The sequence below is a fragment of the Mycobacterium aquaticum genome, from assembly GCF_002086485.1.
In the GTDB taxonomy this organism is placed as follows: Bacteria; Actinomycetota; Actinomycetes; order Mycobacteriales; family Mycobacteriaceae; genus Mycobacterium; species Mycobacterium aquaticum.
The window spans coordinates 70107-86589 of record NZ_MVHF01000009.1; the positions used below are offsets into that span (position 1 = coordinate 70107).

Genomic DNA, 16483 nt, shown 5'->3' on the forward strand with positions numbered 1-16483 from the left:
TCCGATTGTGCCGCCATTGGAATTCACTGACTCGATCCACGTCTCAGCCTCGCCGGACGCCGTCTACGCCGTTGTCTCCGACGTGACCCGCACCGGCGAGTGGAGCCCGGTCTGCAAGGAATGTTGGTGGGACGAAGGTTCCGGACCGGAAATCGGCGCGTGGTTCACCGGCCGCAATGTCACACCCGAACGGGAATGGGAGACCCGCAGTCAGGTGGTGATCGCCGGACCCGGCCGTGAATTCGCGTGGGAAGTCAACGACGGATGGGTCCGCTGGGGCTACGCGATGGCCCCCGAGGACGGCGGCACCCGGCTGACGCAGTCCTGGGTGTTCCTGCCGCGGGGCCTGGCCGGTTTCCGGGAGCGCTACGGTGCCGAAGCCGACGCTCAGATCAAAGCTCGCAGCGACGCAGCGCTGTCCGGTATCCCCGTGACCCTCGCGGCCATCAAGGCGGTCGTCGAGGCGGGCTGACGACCGCCAATTCGACGAAACGGTCGTGAATCCCGTGCTGGGACGACATTCTCGTCGAATTGGCCGGCAGGGCCCGCCGCTACGGCTTGGGCGCGACGTCGACGCTCGGGGCGAGCGTGGCGGGCTCCTCGGGCCGCTTGGTGCGCCGCACGACGGAGAAGGCCACCGCTCCCCCGGCCAGGACGGCGGCAGCCACCGCCACGATGAGCCATGGACGACGACGACGCTTGGGCTTGGCCGGGGCCACATCGGCGAGCAGGTCGGGCAGTACCTCCGGCAGCGCCTCCAGTTTCTCGGCCACAGCGGCCAGCTGGCGGCGCAGTTGGCCGTCCTGGTAGCGCCTGCGAGCGCTCGCGCCGGCCGCCACGGCTGCCTGCATGCCCAACCCCGCCACGCCCCGCGAGATGTCCACCGGGCCCACCGCGGTGTACTTCAGGCCGCGGGCCAGTCGTTGGTTGGGAGCCAGCCGGTCATCGGTCGTCGCGGTCATCTCGCACCTTTCTGCCGCCGTGGGGAAAACTGCTCCCAGACTGCCATCCCGGCGGCGTTCCGGTGGGTAACTGGCGGGTGCCGGTTGGCGTCGCGGACCGTAGTGGCAGACTCAACGCCCGTGACGAGTCCCATTCAGACCGCGACGGCGACACTGCACACCAACCGCGGTGACATCAAGATCGCACTGTTCGGAAACCACGCTCCCAAGACCGTGGCCAACTTTGTCGGGTTGGCGCAGGGCACCAAGGACTACAGCACCCAGAACGCCTCTGGTGGCACATCCGGTCCGTTCTACGACGGGGCCATTTTCCACCGTGTCATCGACGGCTTCATGATCCAGGGCGGCGACCCGACGGGCACCGGTCGCGGCGGCCCGGGCTACCAGTTCGCCGACGAGTTCCATCCGGAACTGCAGTTCGACAAGCCCTACCTGCTGGCCATGGCCAACGCCGGGCCCGGCACCAACGGCTCGCAGTTCTTCATCACAGTCGGCAAGACGCCGCACCTGAACCGCCGGCACACCATCTTCGGTGAGGTCGTCGATCCGGAGTCGCAGAAGGTGGTCGACACGATCGCCACCACCGCGACCGATCGCGGCGACCGTCCGACCGAGCCGGTCGTGATCGAGTCGGTCACCGTGTCCTGACCTTCTGACGTCCGCTACACGACGCGACGCCCTCGTACGCGGGGGCGTCGCGTCGTGTGTACGGGCAGATCAGTAGCCGGCCGCTTTCAGGGCGTCGAGAACGTCGAGAGGGTCGGTTCCCAGGTCCCACCGGGTGAAGACGACGAGCCGGTCGTCGGCGGTGTCGACCTCGAGCAGTCGGACCTTCCGCCCGATCCGCCGGAACTCCGTGATGCGGATCGATCGGATCTCATTGCGGCGAAGTGTTCGGGTGCGCCACCAGCCACCGATGGCCAAACCGTCACCGGTGATTGCCAGTTTTGGTCGAGCGCGCCACGAGAAGCTTGCAAACGTGAGCAATCCCACCCCGGCAATGCCGGCAAGAACACGTCCCGGGGAATCTGTGATGAGCGTCACAGCCGCTGCAGCCATCATAAGTCCGGCTATGCCGCAAGCTGCGATTCCCAACGTCGACGGGCTCCACTGCGTTTGCTGCACGGGTTGTTCACACCCTCTTACCGTGGCTAATGAAGTTATCCACAAGTGCTATCCACAATGGGGATGAATCACAACGGTGTGATTGAGAGGCCGCGACGTTGCTGAGTCCGTAACCCTCGGATCGTAAGATGAATTCATTATGAGGTCGGGGCAGCTCAGTGCCAGCGCATCGTGAGCAACAGACCGGTGATCATGAAAGCAAACGCGATTGCGTAGTTCCACGGACCGAGGTCGGCCATCCAATGCAGGAACGACGGGGTGTCGATCGGGTTGGTGGCAGCCAGCTGGAACACCAGCAGCCAGATCAGGCCGAACAGCATCAGTCCGATGAAGAGGGCCACGAACCAGACGCTGGACGGCCCGGCCTTGACCTTGACCGGTGTCCGGCTCACCGGCCTGATGGTGAAGTCGTTCTTCTTACGGACTTTGGACTTGGGCATGGGTACCTTCACGGACAGTCGGCGTCACACGGTGCGACGATGGAGCAGGATGCTTCACGACACTAACGTAGCTGCACGTCCAGGAGATAAACCGATGGACCGACCGGACCGATCTCGGTGGCGCTTCGGGGTGCCGGTCGTGTGCCTGCTGGCCGGTCTCCTGCTGGCTGCGACGCACGGTGTCTCCGGTGGCGGCGAGATCCGTCGTAGCGACGCTCCACGCCTCGTCGACCTGGTGCGCGAGGCCCAGCAGTCGGTCGAGCGACTCACCGCCCAACGCGACGCGCTGGCCGGCCAGGTCGACAGCCATCACGGCGGCACGCCCGGCTCGCACGCCGCACTGGCCGCCATCACCGAACGTGCCGACGCGCTGGCCGCCCAGGCCGACGTCACCCCCATGCGTGGTCCGGGCCTGGTGGTGACGCTCAACGATGCCCAGCGCGACGCCCAGGGCCGATTCCCGCGCGACGCCTCCCCCGACGACCTGGTGGTACATCAGCAGGACATCCAGGCCGTGCTCAACGCACTGTGGAGCGCCGGTGCGGAAGGTATCCAGATGCAGGACCAGCGCATCATGCCCGGCTCGGCCCCCCGGTGCGTCGGCAACACTCTCCTGCTCAACGGCCGCACCTACAGCCCGCCGTACGTGATCACCGCGATCGGCGATGCCGGCGCCATGCAGGCGGCGCTCGCGGCCGCCCCACTGGTCACGCTGTACAAGCAATATGTCGTGCGGTTCGGCCTTGGCTACACCGAGGAACCCCGCGCCCAGGTCGACCTCGTGGGGCACACCGGGCCGGTGCGCATGCGCTATGCCCAGCCGGCGGGCCCGATCGGCTATTGAGCCGGTAACCTGGGCCGATGCAGGTTCTGGTCGTCGACAATTACGACAGTTTCGTGTTCAACCTGGTCCAGTACCTGGGCCAGCTCGGGGTGCACGCGCAGGTCTGGCGTAACGACGACGCGCGGCTGGCCACCGAGGCTGACATCGCGAAGGCCGCCCAGGACTTCGACGGCGTGCTGCTGAGCCCCGGCCCCGGCACACCGGAACGCGCAGGCGCGTCGATTCCGCTGGTCCGGGCGTGCGCGGACGCAGGCACTCCCCTACTGGGTGTGTGCCTCGGGCACCAGGCCATCGGTGTCGCGTTCGGCGGCACCGTGGACCGGGCACCCGAACTGTTGCACGGCAAGACCAGCGTGGTGCATCACGCCGATGCCGGTGTGCTGCAAGGACTTCCGGATCCGTTCACGGCCACCCGGTACCACTCGCTGACGATCCTGCCCGACAGCGTGCCTGCCGAGCTCGAGGTGCTCGGACAGACCGACAGCGGCGTCATCATGGCCGTCCGCCACCGCGAGCTCCCGATTCACGGCGTGCAGTTCCACCCCGAATCGATCCTCACCGAGGGTGGACACCGGATGCTGGCCAACTGGCTCGGCATCTGCGGCTTCCCGCCGGACGAGAACCTCGTGCGTCAGCTCGAGGACGAGGTCGCCCGCGCGGTCGCCGCTGCTACGACGCGAACGCCAGTGTGATCGGGTCCCCGAAGTTGATCGGGGTCCCCGGCGACGGACTCTGGGTCACCACCGCGTTGGTCCGCTGACCGCTGTTCGACACATCCGGCGCGCGGTTGAGCTGACCGGTCCAGCCGTACGCGTTGCGCAGGTTGGCCTCCACATCGGTCCAGAATCCCCCGCGCACGTCGGGCATGATGAACTGATTGCCGCGGGACACCCGGATCTGGATCAGCGTGTCCACCGGCACGTTCTGCCCCGAAGTCGGCTCGGTACCGATCACCTGACCCTTGGGTTGCGGGCTGTCGACATCGACCGGGACCGTGTTGGGGAAACCGGCGGCGGTGAGGATCTGCTTGCACACCTCGGCGCTCTGCCCGGCGCAGTCGGGCACGAGCTTGCTGCCCGGACCCGAACCCACCGCGATCGTGATCTCGTTGGTGATCGCCGCCGTCTGGTTCGCAGGCGGGACCGTCGCGATCACCTTGTCCTTCTGCTCCGGCGTCGAAGCGGTCGGCGTCTCCTTGGTCTTGGTGAAGCCGGCCTTCTTGAGCTTGTCCCGGGCCTGCGCCGGGCTCAGCCCCGTCACATCCGGTACCAGTGCCTGCTGCGGTCCGGTCGAGACGACGATGGCGACATCATCGCCCGCGCTGGCCTGTGCATTGGCCGCCGGGTCGGTGTTGATGACCTTCTCGGGCGGAACCGTGTTGTCGGGCTGCCGGTCGATGTGGGTCCGGAAGCCGCGGTTCTGCAACGCAGCCACCGCGTCGTCGGCGGTCTGGCCCGTCACATCCGGCACCTGCACATCGCGCGGGCGGTCGCCGATCATGTTGATCGCCACCGTCACCACCACCGTGAGCACGGCGAGCACCGCCACCGCGATGAGCCAGCGGCCGATCGACGCGTTGCGGTCCCGGCCTGCGGCCGTGGGCTGGATCGGGGCGGGCATGTGCTCGGTCGGCGCGCTGAACGACATCGGGCCGGACTGCGTCATCATCGACGTGCGTTCGGCGTCGGTGAGCACCTTGGGCGCGTCCGGTGCCTCGCCGCTGTGGACCCGCACGAGATCGGCGCGCATCTCGGCCGCCGACTGGTACCGGTTGTCGGGATTCTTGGCCAGCGCCTTGAGCACCACCGCGTCGAGTTCGGGCGGGATGCCCGGATGCCGCGTCGACGGCGGCACCGGATCTTCGCGGACGTGCTGATAGGCCACCGCGACAGGTGAGTCACCGATGAAAGGTGGCTCCCCCGTGAGGATTTCGTACAGCACGCAGCCCAGCGAGTACACATCGGAGCGCGCATCGACGGACTCGCCGCGGGCCTGCTCGGGCGAAAGGTACTGGGCGGTGCCGATGACCGCGGCGGTCTGCGTGACGCTGTTGACGTCGGCCAACGCGCGGGCGATGCCGAAGTCCATCACCTTCACAGCGTTGTTCTTGCTGATCATGATGTTGGCCGGCTTGACGTCGCGGTGGATGATGCCGTGCTGGTGGCTGAAGTTCAGCGCCTGGCAGGCGTCGGCGATGATCTCGATGGCGCGCCGCGGCGGGATCGGCCCGTCGTTGTGGACGATGTCGCGCAGCGTGACGCCGTCGACGTACTCCATCACGATGTAGGGCAGCGGCCCGTTGGGCGTCTCGGCCTCGCCGGTGTCATAGACCGCCACGATCGCCGGATGATTCAGCGCCGCGGCGTTCTGCGCTTCGCGGCGGAAACGCAGGTAGAAGCTGGGGTCGCGAGCCAGGTCCGCCCGCAGCACCTTGACCGCGACGTCACGGTGCAGGCGTTGGTCGCGGGCCAGATGGACTTCGGACATGCCGCCGAAGCCGAGGATCTCACCGAGTTCGTATCGGTCGGAAAGGTGCTGAGGGGTCGTCATTGCAGTATCTGTTCCGGGGCAGCAGATTGCTGCGGCACGATCGCCGGCAGCGCTGCGGGCGACTGGAAGGGCGTCGTCTGCGTCACCGTGTTGGTGACGGTGGGCGGCGGCGACTGCTGTTGCTTGCGGTCCTGGGCGTTGAGCACGATGAGGATCGCGATCACGATCGCGAGCGCGCCGAGTACACCGGCAGCCCACAGCAGGGCCCGCTGGCCGGACGAGAACGTCCGGCGCGCCGGCGCAGGCCGATGCGTTCCGGTGTTGGTACGAGGCCTGGCAGCGGTCGCCGGAGCCCGCCCGGTCATATCGGCCGCGGCCCGGGCCTGTGCGGCCGACGGCACGGCCGCGGGTGCGGCGCGGCCCAGCGTCGGGGCCTGGTTGGGCCGCGGTGGACGCCGGCCGGAGCGCACGGCGGCGACGGCGTCGGCGAACGGGCCGCCGGACTTGTAACGCATGCCGGGGTTCTTGACCAGGGTGATCTCGATCAGCTCGCGCACATTGGGCGGCAGGTCGGCGGGCAGCGGCGGAGGTGTCTCCTTGATGTGCTTCATCGCCACCGTCAGGGCACCGTCGCCGGTGAAGGGACGCTTGCCCGACACCGACTCGTAGCCGACCACACCCAGCGAGTACACGTCGCTGGCGGCCGTCGCATCGTGCCCCAACGCCTGCTCGGGCGCGATGTACTGGGCGGTGCCCATCACCATGCCGGTCTGGGTGACGGGCGCGGCGTCGACCGCCTTGGCGATACCGAAATCGGTGAGCTTCACCTGGCCGGTCGGCGTGATCAGGATGTTGCCGGGCTTCACGTCGCGGTGGACCAGGCCCGCGGTGTGGGCGACCTGCAGTGCACGCCCGGTCTGCTCGAGCATGTCAAGGGCGTGCCGCAGCGACAACCTTCCGGTGCGTTTGAGCACGGAGTTCAGCGGTTCGCCGTTGATGAGTTCCATCACCAGGTACGCGGTGCGGCCCTCGCCGTCCAGCTCGGTCTCGCCGTAGTCGTACACGCTGGCGATGCCGGGGTGGTTCAGCATGGCCACGGTGCGGGCCTCGGCGCGGAAGCGTTCGACGAACTCCGCGTCCGTCGAGAACTCGGCCTTGAGCACCTTGACCGCGACACGGCGCCCCAACCTGGAGTCGACCGCCTCCCACACCTGGCCCATACCGCCGGTGGCGATGAGTCGCTGCAGTCGGTACCGGCCCGACAGCGTGACGCCGACCCGGGGGCTCATGCGTCCACCTCCCAGAGTCGGTTGACGCATGCCGAACCGATGATTCGCTCGCGCGAACTCACGATCCGCCCGCAAGCGTCAGTCATGATCCCTCCCGCAGGGCCGCCGCAATGGTGGCACGTCCGATCGGGGCGGCCAGTGCGCCGCCGGTGGCCGACAACCGGTCCCCGCCATCCTCGACCAGCACCGCGACCGCGATCTTGGGGTCCGTGGCCGGCGCAAAGGCGATGTACCAGGCATGCGGCGGAGTGTTACGGGGGTCAGTCCCGTGCTCTGCCGTACCGGTCTTCGAAGCGATCTGCACGCCGGCGATGGCTCCCTTCTGCTGCGTCACCTGCTCGGCGCCGACCATCAAGTTCGTAAGTGTAGCGGCGACCTGCGGTGACACCGCCCGGCGCTCTTGCGCGGGGGCGGTGGTGCTGATGGTGGCCAGGTCGGGTCCCTTCAGGCTATCGACCAGGTAGGGCCGCATCGCGACGCCGCCGTTGGCGATGGTCGCGGCCACCACCGCGTTCTGCAGCGGCGTCAGCGCCACGTCGCGTTGCCCGATGCTGGACATGCCCAGCGCCGCGCCGTCGTCGACGGGTCCGACGGTGGATTCGGCGACCTGCAGCGGGATGGCCGGCGGTGAGGTGTCCAAGCCGAACGCCTGCGCGGTGCTCTTGAGCTTGTCGGTGCCGGTATCGATACCCAGCTGCACGAATGCGGTGTTGCAGGACTTGGCGAACGCCTCGCGCAGCGACACTGTCGCGCCAGGACCGCATTGGGCGCCGCCGAAGTTCTCCAGCGTCGCGGTGCTGTCCGGCAGGTTGGTGCGCGCCGCCGAGGTCAGCTGCGTGTCCGGGGTGGCCCCGGCCTGCAGCGCGGCCGCGGTGGTGATGACCTTGAACGTGGAGCCCGGCGGATAGGTTTCGGAGATGGCCCGGTTGAGCAGAGGTGAGGCCGGGTCGTCGCGCAGCTTCTGCCAGGCGGCGGCTTGCGCGTTCAGATCGTGTGACGCGAGCAGATTGGGGTCGTAGGACGGCGACGACACCATGGCCAGGATCTTGCCGGTAGACGGCTCCAGGGCCACCACAGAGCCCTTGCACGGGCCGTTGTCGCAACCGTTCTGCATGGCGTCCCAGGCGGCCTGCTGGACCTGTGGCTTGATGGTCGTGTCGACGTTGCCGCCGCGCGGGTTGCGGCCCGTGAAGAAGTCGGCGAGCCGACGGCCGAAGAGGCGCTCGTCGGAACCGTTGAGGATGGTGTCCTCGGCGCGCTCAAGCCCCGTGCTCGAGTAGCCCAGCGAGTAGAAGCCGGTGACGGGCGCGTAGACCAGCGGGTTGGGGTACACCCGCAGGAAGCGGAACCGGTTGTCGGTAGACACCGAGTAGGCCAGCAGCTGTCCCCCGGCGGTGATCTGCCCGCGCTGGCGGGAGTACTCGTCGAGCAGCACCCGCTGATTGCGGGGGTCGGCGCGCAGCCCGTCGGCCGTGAAGACCTGGGTCAGGGTGGCGTTGGCCAGCAACAACACGATCAGCACCATGATCGTGACGGCAACACGGCGCAGCGAGGTGTTCATACCTTCTCGATCACCTCGGTTTTGGCCGCGGCGATCGGGGTGGCGTTGGGCTGCCGGGTGGTGGTGATCGGCCGTCGGGCGCCGTGCGAGATGCGCACGAGGATGGCCAGCAGCACATAGTTGGCCAACAGTGACGAGCCGCCGTAGGACATCCACGGCGTGGTCAGGCCGCTCTCGGGGATCAGCTTGGTGACGCCGCCGACGACGATGAACAGCTGGATCGCCAGCGTCGAGGACAACCCGCCCGCGAGCAGTTTGCCGAAGCTGTCACGCACGGCGATGGCCGTGCGCATTCCGCGGATGATCAGGATGGTGTAGAGCATCAGCACGCCGGCGAGCCCCACCAGGCCGAGTTCCTCGCCGATGGCGGAGATGATGAAGTCGGTCGAGGCCTCCGGGACCGTGCCGGGCTGACCATTGCCAAGGCCGGTGCCGAAGATGCCACCGGTGGCGAAGCTGAACAGCGACTGCACCATTTGATAGCCGGCGCCGTCGGGATCGGCGAACGGATCCCACCAGTTCTGCACCCGCACCCGCACGTGACCGAAAATGTGATACGCCACAACGCTTCCCGCGGCGAACAGCGCGAGTCCGATCACCACCCAGCTGAGCCGTTCGGTGGCGATGTAGAGCAGCGCCAGAAACGACGCGTACAGCAGAAGTGATGCGCCCAAGTCCTTTTCGAAGACCATCACGCCGACTGAGGCGATCCATGCCAGCAACAGGGGGGCCAGGTCGCGGGGCCGGGGGAGATCCATGCCAAGGACGTGTTTGCCTGCGCTGGTGAACAATTCACGCTTGGCCACGAGCACGGCGGCGAAGAAGATGAGCAGCAGGATCTTGGAGAACTCGGCAGGCTGAATCGAGAAGCCGGGGAACTGAATCCAGATCTTGGCGCCGTACTGCTCGGAGTACCTGGCGGGCAGGATTGCCGGAATCACCAGCAGCACAAGGCCGGTCAGGCCGCACACGTAGCCGTAGCGGGCCAGCATGCGGTGATCGTGCAAAAAGATGACCACCACCGCGAATGCCGCCACTCCCAGCAGGGTCCACAACATCTGCTGGTTGGCGGTGCCACCCAGACCGCCTGAGCTCGCGGTGCCCTCGGCGAGGTCGAGGCGGTGGATCATCACCAGGCCCAGTCCGTTGAGCAGGGCGACCACCGGAAGCAGCAGCGGGTCGGCATAGGGCGCGAAGCGGCGCACCGCCAGATGGGCGACGCCGAAGAGGGCAAGGTATCCGACCGTGTAGCGCAGCAGGTCCCAGGTGATGCCCTGTTCCTGGTTGGCCTCGACGATCAGGAGCGCGACAGTGGTGATCAGTGCCGCGAACCCCAGCAGAAACAGTTCCGCGTTGCGCCGGTTGGGTAGCGCCGGCGTCACGGTAACCGGTGACTGGGGTTGGGTGGTCATGACACCGCCCGGCAGTCCGTCCCCGGTACCTGCGACGGGGGAGGTAGCGCTGTCGCGGTGGGCGTTGATGGCGGCGCAGGCTCCGGGGACCCCGATTCGCCCGGTGGGCGCGCAGAAGGTTCTCCCGACGCCTCGGTGGATGGCGCTGGGGCCGGCGGGGCCGTCGTGGTCGTCGGCGCAGGAGGCGGGACTGGCGACGGGGCCGGGCCGGTCGTGGCGGCCGGTGCAGGGGGCGGGGCGCTCGTGGTGGTCGGCGGGGTGCGGGTGACACACACCGGCAGCACCGAGCTGCGGGCCAGCTCATGGATCTGGGCGATGGCCTCGTCCTGCGTGCCGCCCGGCAGCCCGGCGATCACCTGGGCCCGCTCGGACGGGCGCATGTCGCTGACAGCCATCAGCCGGCACCCGAGATTGTCGCGGTTGTCGCCCGCGCCGATCAGAGATAGTTCGTTGCGGGCGTTCAGGCAGCCCAGCCCGTACGGCTCCTGCAGCGAAACCCCGAGAAACGAGCCCTGGATACCCCGCATGATCGCAACGATTCCGTCGTGCTCGCCGACGTAGTAATTGCTTCTGATGATCTGACGGCCGATGGCCAGGCCCGCGAGCACCACCAGCACCAGCAGGACCGCAGCGATCACGTAGCGGCGCCGGGAGCGGGGCTTGCGGGCCGGTTCGGCCGGTTGGGGGACCACCTTTTTCGGCTCGTTGCGGCGCGGGTTGAAGGCCGAGGCCCGGCCCGCCGCGGTGTTGGGGGGGATCGTGTCGTCGTCGACGCCCGAAACGGCACCGGCCAGGATCGGCTGGGTCTGGCCGTAGTCGTAATCGACGACGTCGGCGACCACCACCGTCACGTTGTCCGGTCCGCCGCCGCGCAGCGCCAATTCGATGAGCCGGTCGGCGCTTTCGGTGACGTCTTCGATCTGCAGCGCCTCGTGGATGGTCTCCTGGCTGACCGGGTCGGAGAGCCCGTCGGAGCACAGCAGGTACCGGTCACCGGCCTTGGCCTCGCGCATCGTCAGCGTCGGCTCGACCTCATGGCCCGTCAGCGCCCGCATGATCAGCGAGCGTTGTGGGTGGCTGTGGGCCTCCTCGGCGGTGATGCGGCCCTCGTCGACCAGGGTCTGGACGAAGGTGTCGTCCTTGGTGATCTGGGTGAGCTCACCGTCGCGCAGCAGGTAGCCGCGGGAGTCACCGATGTGCACCAGGCCGAGTCGGCTGCCGGCGAACAGGATCGCGGTCAGCGTCGTCCCCATGCCCTCGAGCTCGGGGTCTGCCTCGACGTGCGCGGCGATGGCCGAGTTACCTTCGGCGACAGCCGAATTCAGCTTCCCGAGGAGATCGCCGCCGGGCTCGTCGTCATCGAGATGGGCCAACGCGGCGATGACGAGCTGCGAGGCCACCTCACCGGCGGCGTGTCCACCCATGCCGTCGGCCAGCGCGAGCAGGCGCGCGCCCGCATACACGGAGTCCTCGTTGTTGGCGCGGACCAGGCCGCGGTCACTGCGCGCGGCATATCGAAGCACGAGTGTCACGGTCGAAGCTCGATTACCGTCTTACCGATTCGCACCGGCGTGCCAATGGGAACCCTTACCGCTGTTGTCACCTTCGCCCTGTCAAGGTATGTGCCGTTGGTCGATCCTAGGTCCTCCACGTACCACTCCGAACCGCGTGGTGACAGTCGGGCGTGGCGCGTCGAGGCGTAATCATCTGTGAGCACCAATGTGGAGTCGTCGGCACGCCCGATCAGCACCGGCTGGGAACTCAGCGTGATGCGGGTCCCGGCGAGTGCGCCTTCGGTGACGACCATCTGCCTGGCGATGTGCCTGCGCTGGCGGCTGGGCAGCAGTGAGCCGCGCAAGGCGAGCCCTCGACGCACCATGACCGCACCGGTCGGTGCATAGATGTCGGTGCGCAGGATCCGCAGCACCGACCAGATGAAGAGCCACAGCAGCAACAGGAACCCGACACGCGTCAGCTGCAGCACTAACCCCTGCATCTGACATCCTCTCCGTACCCGTCCCGATGACGTCGTTCCGTGCCCTGCGGCAACGTCACGATACTTGGGCGGCGACTGGCATGAGGGTGAAGCGGGTTGCTAGCCACCCCGGTGTGTCCGGTCCGATACCTCAGTGCACGCGCACGATGATCTCGGAATGGCCCAGCCGGATGACGTCGCCGTCGGCCAGCTGCCATTCCTGCACCGGGGCGTTGTTCACAGTGGTGCCGTTGGTGGAGTTCAGGTCCGCGAGCAGCGCCACCTGACCGTCCCACCGGATCTCGAGGTGACGACGCGACACGCCGGTGTCAGGCAGGCGGAACTGAGCGTCCTGGCCACGGCCGATCACGTTGGCGCCTTCGCGCAGCTGGTAGGTCCGGCCGCTGCCGTCGTCGAGCTGCAGCGTGACGGTCGCGCCGCCGGCGTGGTAGTCGCCGCCGCCGTACCCGCCCTGGCCGGCGTCCTGGCCGTAGTCGTAGTCACGTCCGCCCTGGTCGCCGTAGCCGCCGCCATAGCCACCCTGATCGCCGTAGCCCTGGTCCTGGTAGCCACCCTGCTGCTGGTCGCCGTAGCCGCGGCCGTAGTCCTGCTGGCCGTAGTCCTGTTGCGGCTGGCCGTAACCACCGCGCTGGTCGCCGTAACCGCCGCCGTAGCCACCCTGGTCGCCGTAGCCACCCTGGCGAGGATCCGGACCCGGACGGCCGCCACCCGGCTGCTGACGTCCGTAGTCATAGTCGGCACTGGGCCCCGGGCCCGCCGGGCCGCCGTAGCCGCCACCCTGAGGCGGGCCGTACCCACCGGGCTGCTGGCCGTAGCCTCCGCCGCGCTGGTCGTAGCTCGGGCCGCCGCCGTAGCCGCCACCGCCGCGCTGGTCGTCCTGCGGGGGATAGCCGCCGCGCTGGTCCGGGTAGCCACCCTGATCGGGGTAGCCGCCGCGGTCGCCGTAGCCACCCTGATCGGGATAGCCACCGTGGTCGGGGTAGCCGCCGCCGCGTGGTGGGTAGCCGCCGCCCTGCTGGTCCTGTGAGGGATAGCCGCCGCGCTGGTCGTCCTGCGGGGGGTACCCGCCGCCGCGCTGGTCGTCTTGAGGGGGATAGCCGCCGCCGCGCTGGTCGTCCTGCTGGCGTCCGTACCGGTCATCGAAGTACTCGTCGCCAGGCCGACCTTGTCCCTGGCCGCCGCGGTAGCTCGGATTGTCGGTCATAGATGGTTCTCCTGATTCTGCGGTGAACGCCTGGTCGCGATGTACTCGTGCGGATTCGCCGACGGTGGAATCGGGGTTGACCGCGCCGTGTGCGCGGAACTGTCCGGTGTGCAAGTGCGGTGATTGCTCGAATCTGACGACCACATCACCATACGTTTGCCACCCCTGATCATGGATAAATCCCCCCAGATGTTTGGCGAATGCGGACGCGGTCAGGTCAGTATCGGCGCTTACCTTCTGATAGTCAGTGTCACTGAGAGTAATTACGTAGTCGTTCGGTGCCAAAACCTGGCCGCCGCCCACGGTCCGGGCACCGGCCTGCGCCTCGCGGCGCAACATCGACTCCACTTCCTGCGGAACGATCGAGCCGCCGAAGACCCGGGCGAACGCATCACCCACGGTTGACTCGAGCTTGCGTTCGATGCGGTCGACAAGACCCATATCACCGCCCGCCTTCACTCATTCGTCGTTCGTGGTGCGTACCGGCAGCCGAAGCCACCGCGTGTCGCTCTGGCCACACTGCTCACATGAATGGTATCGGCCCTGCGCCATCGTGCGGGACCAACAGAACTCTGAGAATCAGATCGCAGCAGGTCAGTGACCTGATCTTGATGACCCGAATCATTTCCTGTGCTGCTCGTGGCCGCGAACGTCGCGGTTTGGGAACCTCGCGACGGCAGTGATACGCTGCCCCGGTCGCTCGGGCGAGTGGCGGAATGGCAGACGCGCTGGCTTCAGGTGCCAGTGTCCTTCGGGACGTGGGGGTTCAAGTCCCCCTTCGCCCACAAAATGGCGGTTCGCTTGGACCGCATAGCGCTGAGGCCACGAACGCATCGGGTTCGTGGCCTTTGTGATTTGTTGGCATGTTTGTCGGGCCGGACGGACTGCGTGACGTCGTCGCGAGAACCCCTCAAGGCCGTCCAACGGGCTTCTCTACGCGTATCAAATCCCGCCGGTCGGTCCGGTAGGTCTGCGATGATCGGGCGGTGACGGCGAGTCCGATTGCTGTGAACAGGGATGCCGCAATCAACGACGCAAGTGAAGATCGGCTGGGGCGCAAGGAATTTGCGAAGCATGTTGCCGGTCGGATCGCTGCGGCCGGCGATGGCTCGAGCGTTGTCTTCGGGTTGGCGGGAGCGTGGGGAAGTGGCAAATCGTCAGTTCTGAACATGGTGAAGGAAACGCTCGACGGCGCAAAGACCAGCGATGCGGACGATGCGGTGGTCTGGAAAGTCATCCAGTTCACGCCCTGGGCCGCCGATGACATCACGTCGCTGACCGCGGAGTTCTATGCGGCGATCGCCGCTGCGATGCCGTCGAACCCCGTCGGCAAACGTGCGCGGGCACTTCTGACCCTGGCCCCGATCGGAGTCGCGGTAGGCAAGGCAGCCGCCAAGTCGCTGGCCGAGAAGTATCTGGGAAAAGGCGCGGTCGACGATATCGCTGACGCGGCTGTGGATGAAATTGCCGACAAGCTGGACAAATTCAAGGTCGAGCAGGACCCGTTCGTCCTGAGGTTCAAGCACATATCCGAAGCCATCTCCAGGGCGCGCCAGAACATCCTGGTGATTGTCGATGACGTTGACCGACTGCATTCAGACGAGTTGCTCACGGTGATGAAGGCCGTCCGACTGCTGGGGCGGTTCGACGGGGTGCACTACTTGCTCTCCTTCGATGAGGAGACGCTGTTGGGTGTTCTGTCAGCGTCGTCGCTTGCCAACGGAAACCGAGTTCGCGCCCGGCAATATGTGGAGAAAATCGTCCAGTACCCATTTGTATTGCCACCCCTGCAGACCGCATATTTTGAGAGCCAGATGCGGGAAGCGCTGGGTGAAGTCGCCGACATGTACCGGATCGATCCCCATCAGAAAGATGCCGCGATAACAGACATCATCGATTCATTGCCAGACGAAGACGTCGACACCATGACCATCCGGGCCATCAAGCGACTGGCTACTCAAACGGACATCTTGCTGACCCTGGCCGGCCAGGGGGAGCTGGACTTCAGGGACGCCGCGCTGGTCACCTATCTGCGCACGTGCTACCCGCAGGTGTACCCGAAGCTGGCCCAGTGGCGTGACGACCTTCTCGGATCTTCACAGCGTGGCGACCCGGTGACGCCCGAGAAATGGCAGGAGCGCATCTCAGATGCGTTGGCCGACCGCTCCCAGAAATGGCCGGAGGACCCTGAGAAATCGGCGCGGATCTATGCGTTCCTGAAAAAGTTGTTCCCACAGTTGAGCGGCGACGAGAACGACAACTTCGCGCCCCGGATCTGCGACAGCGACTATTTCGATCGGTATCTGGTATTCGGAATTCCTGTGAAGGATATTCCTGACAGCGGAGTAGCAGAAGAGTTCGGACTACTACTGTGCGGCGGTGAACCGAAACCACCGTCGGTAATTGTCGATAACATCGGCAGCGGGCTGATCTTGAGGAAGATCCGGCGACGCCTGGGCATGGCAGCCCAGGCCAAGAGCGCCCATGCAGAGCACGCAGCCCATTTCCTGGCCCACCGCATTCCCCGCACAAGCCTCATCAACGACGGGTGGAGTCCCGTGCTGTACGCGTTACTGGCCCGTGCCTCCCACGCGGACAGCCCCGGTTCGACGGCGCTCGAGCGGTTCGTCCAGGCTTTCGGACGGCCGTACACTGCCGACATCCTGGCCTACCCGACCTCGGTTGCAGGGGTCGACGCCGGTGCGATCAACGCGACAAGTAACGCGTTTCGCGGCGAGGTCCTCGACATTTGTCGACGCGACTTGGAAACCGACGTTCTGGCTGCAGACCCGCAGGCGGAGACGATACTCGATTTCACCGACTACCTCGACGACGAGCTGTGGGAAGCGCTTCGCGAATGTGCCGAGCGCATGGTCAGGGATGGGCGTGTCGCTCCCTACCAACTCGCCGGCCGATTCATCAGGGTGGTCATCCCCGAGCCGGGCAAGATCTCGCTGCACAAGCCGACGGGCAGCTTCTATCTCTTCAAAAAGCTTGTGCCGGAGTCTGATTGGCATGTCGAGGACATTCCGGAATCGGCGTTGACCGACCCCGCCCCGGACGATAATTCCCTGGCGAACAGGATTCGGATCGCTGCGCACAGGATGAAGAACCCTCCCAAACTCATACTGAGGCGTTAGAACACCGGCCTCTCAGATGC

The 16483-nt window shown here is 66.7% G+C and carries 15 protein-coding genes and 1 tRNA gene; 6 read left to right on the forward strand and 10 right to left on the reverse strand.

Translation table 11 applies throughout. The annotated features are described in order from the left end of the window. Positions 1-7: 7 nt before the first annotated feature. The gene (locus BST13_RS11910; protein ID WP_083164038.1) at positions 8-472 is read left to right on the forward strand and encodes an SRPBCC family protein; all 465 of its coding nucleotides are present in this window, start codon (positions 8-10) and stop codon (positions 470-472) included. Between the two features lie 79 nt (positions 473-551). Here the strand turns inward: BST13_RS11910 and cwsA are convergent, their stop codons facing one another. Next, positions 552-962 (reverse strand): cell wall synthesis protein CwsA, encoded by a 411-nt coding sequence (gene cwsA / locus BST13_RS11915; protein WP_083164040.1) that lies wholly within the window; start codon positions 960-962, stop codon positions 552-554. Between the two features lie 102 nt (positions 963-1064). Here cwsA and BST13_RS11920 point away from each other — a divergent pair, with 102 nt between their 5' ends. After that, entirely contained in the window at positions 1065-1610 is a 546-nt protein-coding gene (locus BST13_RS11920) for a peptidylprolyl isomerase (protein ID WP_170064279.1), read from the forward strand. A gap of 69 nt (positions 1611-1679) precedes the next feature. Here the strand turns inward: BST13_RS11920 and BST13_RS11925 are convergent, their stop codons facing one another. Together BST13_RS11925 and crgA are read right to left on the reverse strand one after the other, a co-directional pair. Continuing rightward, positions 1680-2087, reverse strand: a complete 408-nt coding sequence (locus BST13_RS11925; protein WP_083164044.1) for a PH domain-containing protein — start codon at positions 2085-2087, stop codon at positions 1680-1682. Positions 2088-2242: 155 nt separating this feature from the next. After that, complete coding sequence (crgA, locus tag BST13_RS11930) at positions 2243-2527, reverse strand: cell division protein CrgA (protein ID WP_083164234.1); 285 nt, start codon at positions 2525-2527, stop codon at positions 2243-2245. A gap of 94 nt (positions 2528-2621) precedes the next feature. Between crgA and BST13_RS11935 the strand changes: the two genes are divergently transcribed. Together BST13_RS11935 and BST13_RS11940 are read left to right on the forward strand one after the other, a co-directional pair. Continuing rightward, positions 2622-3371, forward strand: coding sequence for a DUF881 domain-containing protein (locus tag BST13_RS11935; RefSeq protein WP_095533509.1), 750 nt, complete (start codon positions 2622-2624; stop codon positions 3369-3371). Positions 3372-3388: 17 nt separating this feature from the next. After that, positions 3389-4063 (forward strand): aminodeoxychorismate/anthranilate synthase component II, encoded by a 675-nt coding sequence (locus BST13_RS11940; RefSeq protein WP_083164048.1) that lies wholly within the window; start codon positions 3389-3391, stop codon positions 4061-4063. Here the strand turns inward: BST13_RS11940 and pknB are convergent. From pknB to BST13_RS11975, 7 genes are all read right to left on the reverse strand, one after another. Further along, a complete protein-coding gene (pknB, locus tag BST13_RS11945) occupies positions 4041-5921 on the reverse strand; it encodes a Stk1 family PASTA domain-containing Ser/Thr kinase (RefSeq protein ID WP_083164050.1) in 1881 nt (626 codons plus the stop codon). The two genes, BST13_RS11940 and pknB, sit on opposite strands and share 23 nt — an antisense overlap. Then, positions 5918-7150: a protein kinase domain-containing protein gene (locus tag BST13_RS11950; protein WP_083164052.1), complete on the reverse strand. Its 1233-nt coding sequence runs from the start codon at positions 7148-7150 to the stop codon at positions 5918-5920. The genes pknB and BST13_RS11950 overlap by 4 nt, the downstream gene beginning before the upstream one ends. Positions 7151-7232: 82 nt before the next feature. Next, complete coding sequence (gene pbpA, locus BST13_RS11955; protein WP_083164054.1) at positions 7233-8711, reverse strand: D,D-transpeptidase PbpA; 1479 nt, start codon at positions 8709-8711, stop codon at positions 7233-7235. Further along, entirely contained in the window at positions 8708-10123 is a 1416-nt protein-coding gene (locus BST13_RS11960) for an FtsW/RodA/SpoVE family cell cycle protein (RefSeq protein ID WP_083164056.1), read from the reverse strand. Before BST13_RS11960 ends, pbpA begins: the two co-directional genes overlap by 4 nt. Further along, positions 10120-11655, reverse strand: coding sequence for a PP2C family protein-serine/threonine phosphatase (locus tag BST13_RS11965; RefSeq protein ID WP_083164058.1), 1536 nt, complete (start codon positions 11653-11655; stop codon positions 10120-10122). Before BST13_RS11965 ends, BST13_RS11960 begins: the two co-directional genes overlap by 4 nt. Then, complete coding sequence (locus BST13_RS11970) at positions 11652-12119, reverse strand: FHA domain-containing protein FhaB/FipA (RefSeq protein WP_018602954.1); 468 nt, start codon at positions 12117-12119, stop codon at positions 11652-11654. Before BST13_RS11970 ends, BST13_RS11965 begins: the two co-directional genes overlap by 4 nt. 130 nt (positions 12120-12249) lie before the next feature. Further along, positions 12250-13764, reverse strand: a complete 1515-nt coding sequence (locus tag BST13_RS11975; RefSeq protein ID WP_083164060.1) for an FHA domain-containing protein — start codon at positions 13762-13764, stop codon at positions 12250-12252. 261 nt (positions 13765-14025) lie between these two features. Between BST13_RS11975 and BST13_RS11980 the strand changes: the two genes are divergently transcribed. Together BST13_RS11980 and BST13_RS11985 are read left to right on the forward strand one after the other, a co-directional pair. Further along, a tRNA-Leu gene (locus BST13_RS11980) sits at positions 14026-14108 on the forward strand. Positions 14109-14309: 201 nt separating this feature from the next. Further along, entirely contained in the window at positions 14310-16463 is a 2154-nt protein-coding gene (locus BST13_RS11985) for a KAP family P-loop NTPase fold protein (protein ID WP_083164062.1), read from the forward strand. Positions 16464-16483 lie beyond the last annotated feature (20 nt).

Excerpts from the sequence above, each read along its gene's own strand:
- cwsA (WP_083164040.1), bottom strand. The coding sequence starts at position 962 with ATGACCGCGACGACCGATGACCGGCTGGCTCCCAACCAACGACTGGCC.
- crgA (WP_083164234.1), bottom strand. The coding sequence starts at position 2,527 with ATGCCCAAGTCCAAAGTCCGTAAGAAGAACGACTTCACCATCAGGCCG.
- BST13_RS11935 (WP_095533509.1), top strand. The coding sequence starts at position 2,622 with ATGGACCGACCGGACCGATCTCGGTGGCGCTTCGGGGTGCCGGTCGTG.
- BST13_RS11940 (WP_083164048.1), top strand. The coding sequence starts at position 3,389 with ATGCAGGTTCTGGTCGTCGACAATTACGACAGTTTCGTGTTCAACCTG.
- pknB (WP_083164050.1), bottom strand. The coding sequence starts at position 5,921 with ATGACGACCCCTCAGCACCTTTCCGACCGATACGAACTCGGTGAGATC.
- BST13_RS11950 (WP_083164052.1), bottom strand. The coding sequence starts at position 7,150 with ATGAGCCCCCGGGTCGGCGTCACGCTGTCGGGCCGGTACCGACTGCAG.
- pbpA (WP_083164054.1), bottom strand. The coding sequence starts at position 8,711 with ATGAACACCTCGCTGCGCCGTGTTGCCGTCACGATCATGGTGCTGATC.
- BST13_RS11960 (WP_083164056.1), bottom strand. The coding sequence starts at position 10,123 with ATGACCACCCAACCCCAGTCACCGGTTACCGTGACGCCGGCGCTACCC.
- BST13_RS11970 (WP_018602954.1), bottom strand. The coding sequence starts at position 12,119 with ATGCAGGGGTTAGTGCTGCAGCTGACGCGTGTCGGGTTCCTGTTGCTG.
- BST13_RS11975 (WP_083164060.1), bottom strand. The coding sequence starts at position 13,764 with ATGGGTCTTGTCGACCGCATCGAACGCAAGCTCGAGTCAACCGTGGGT.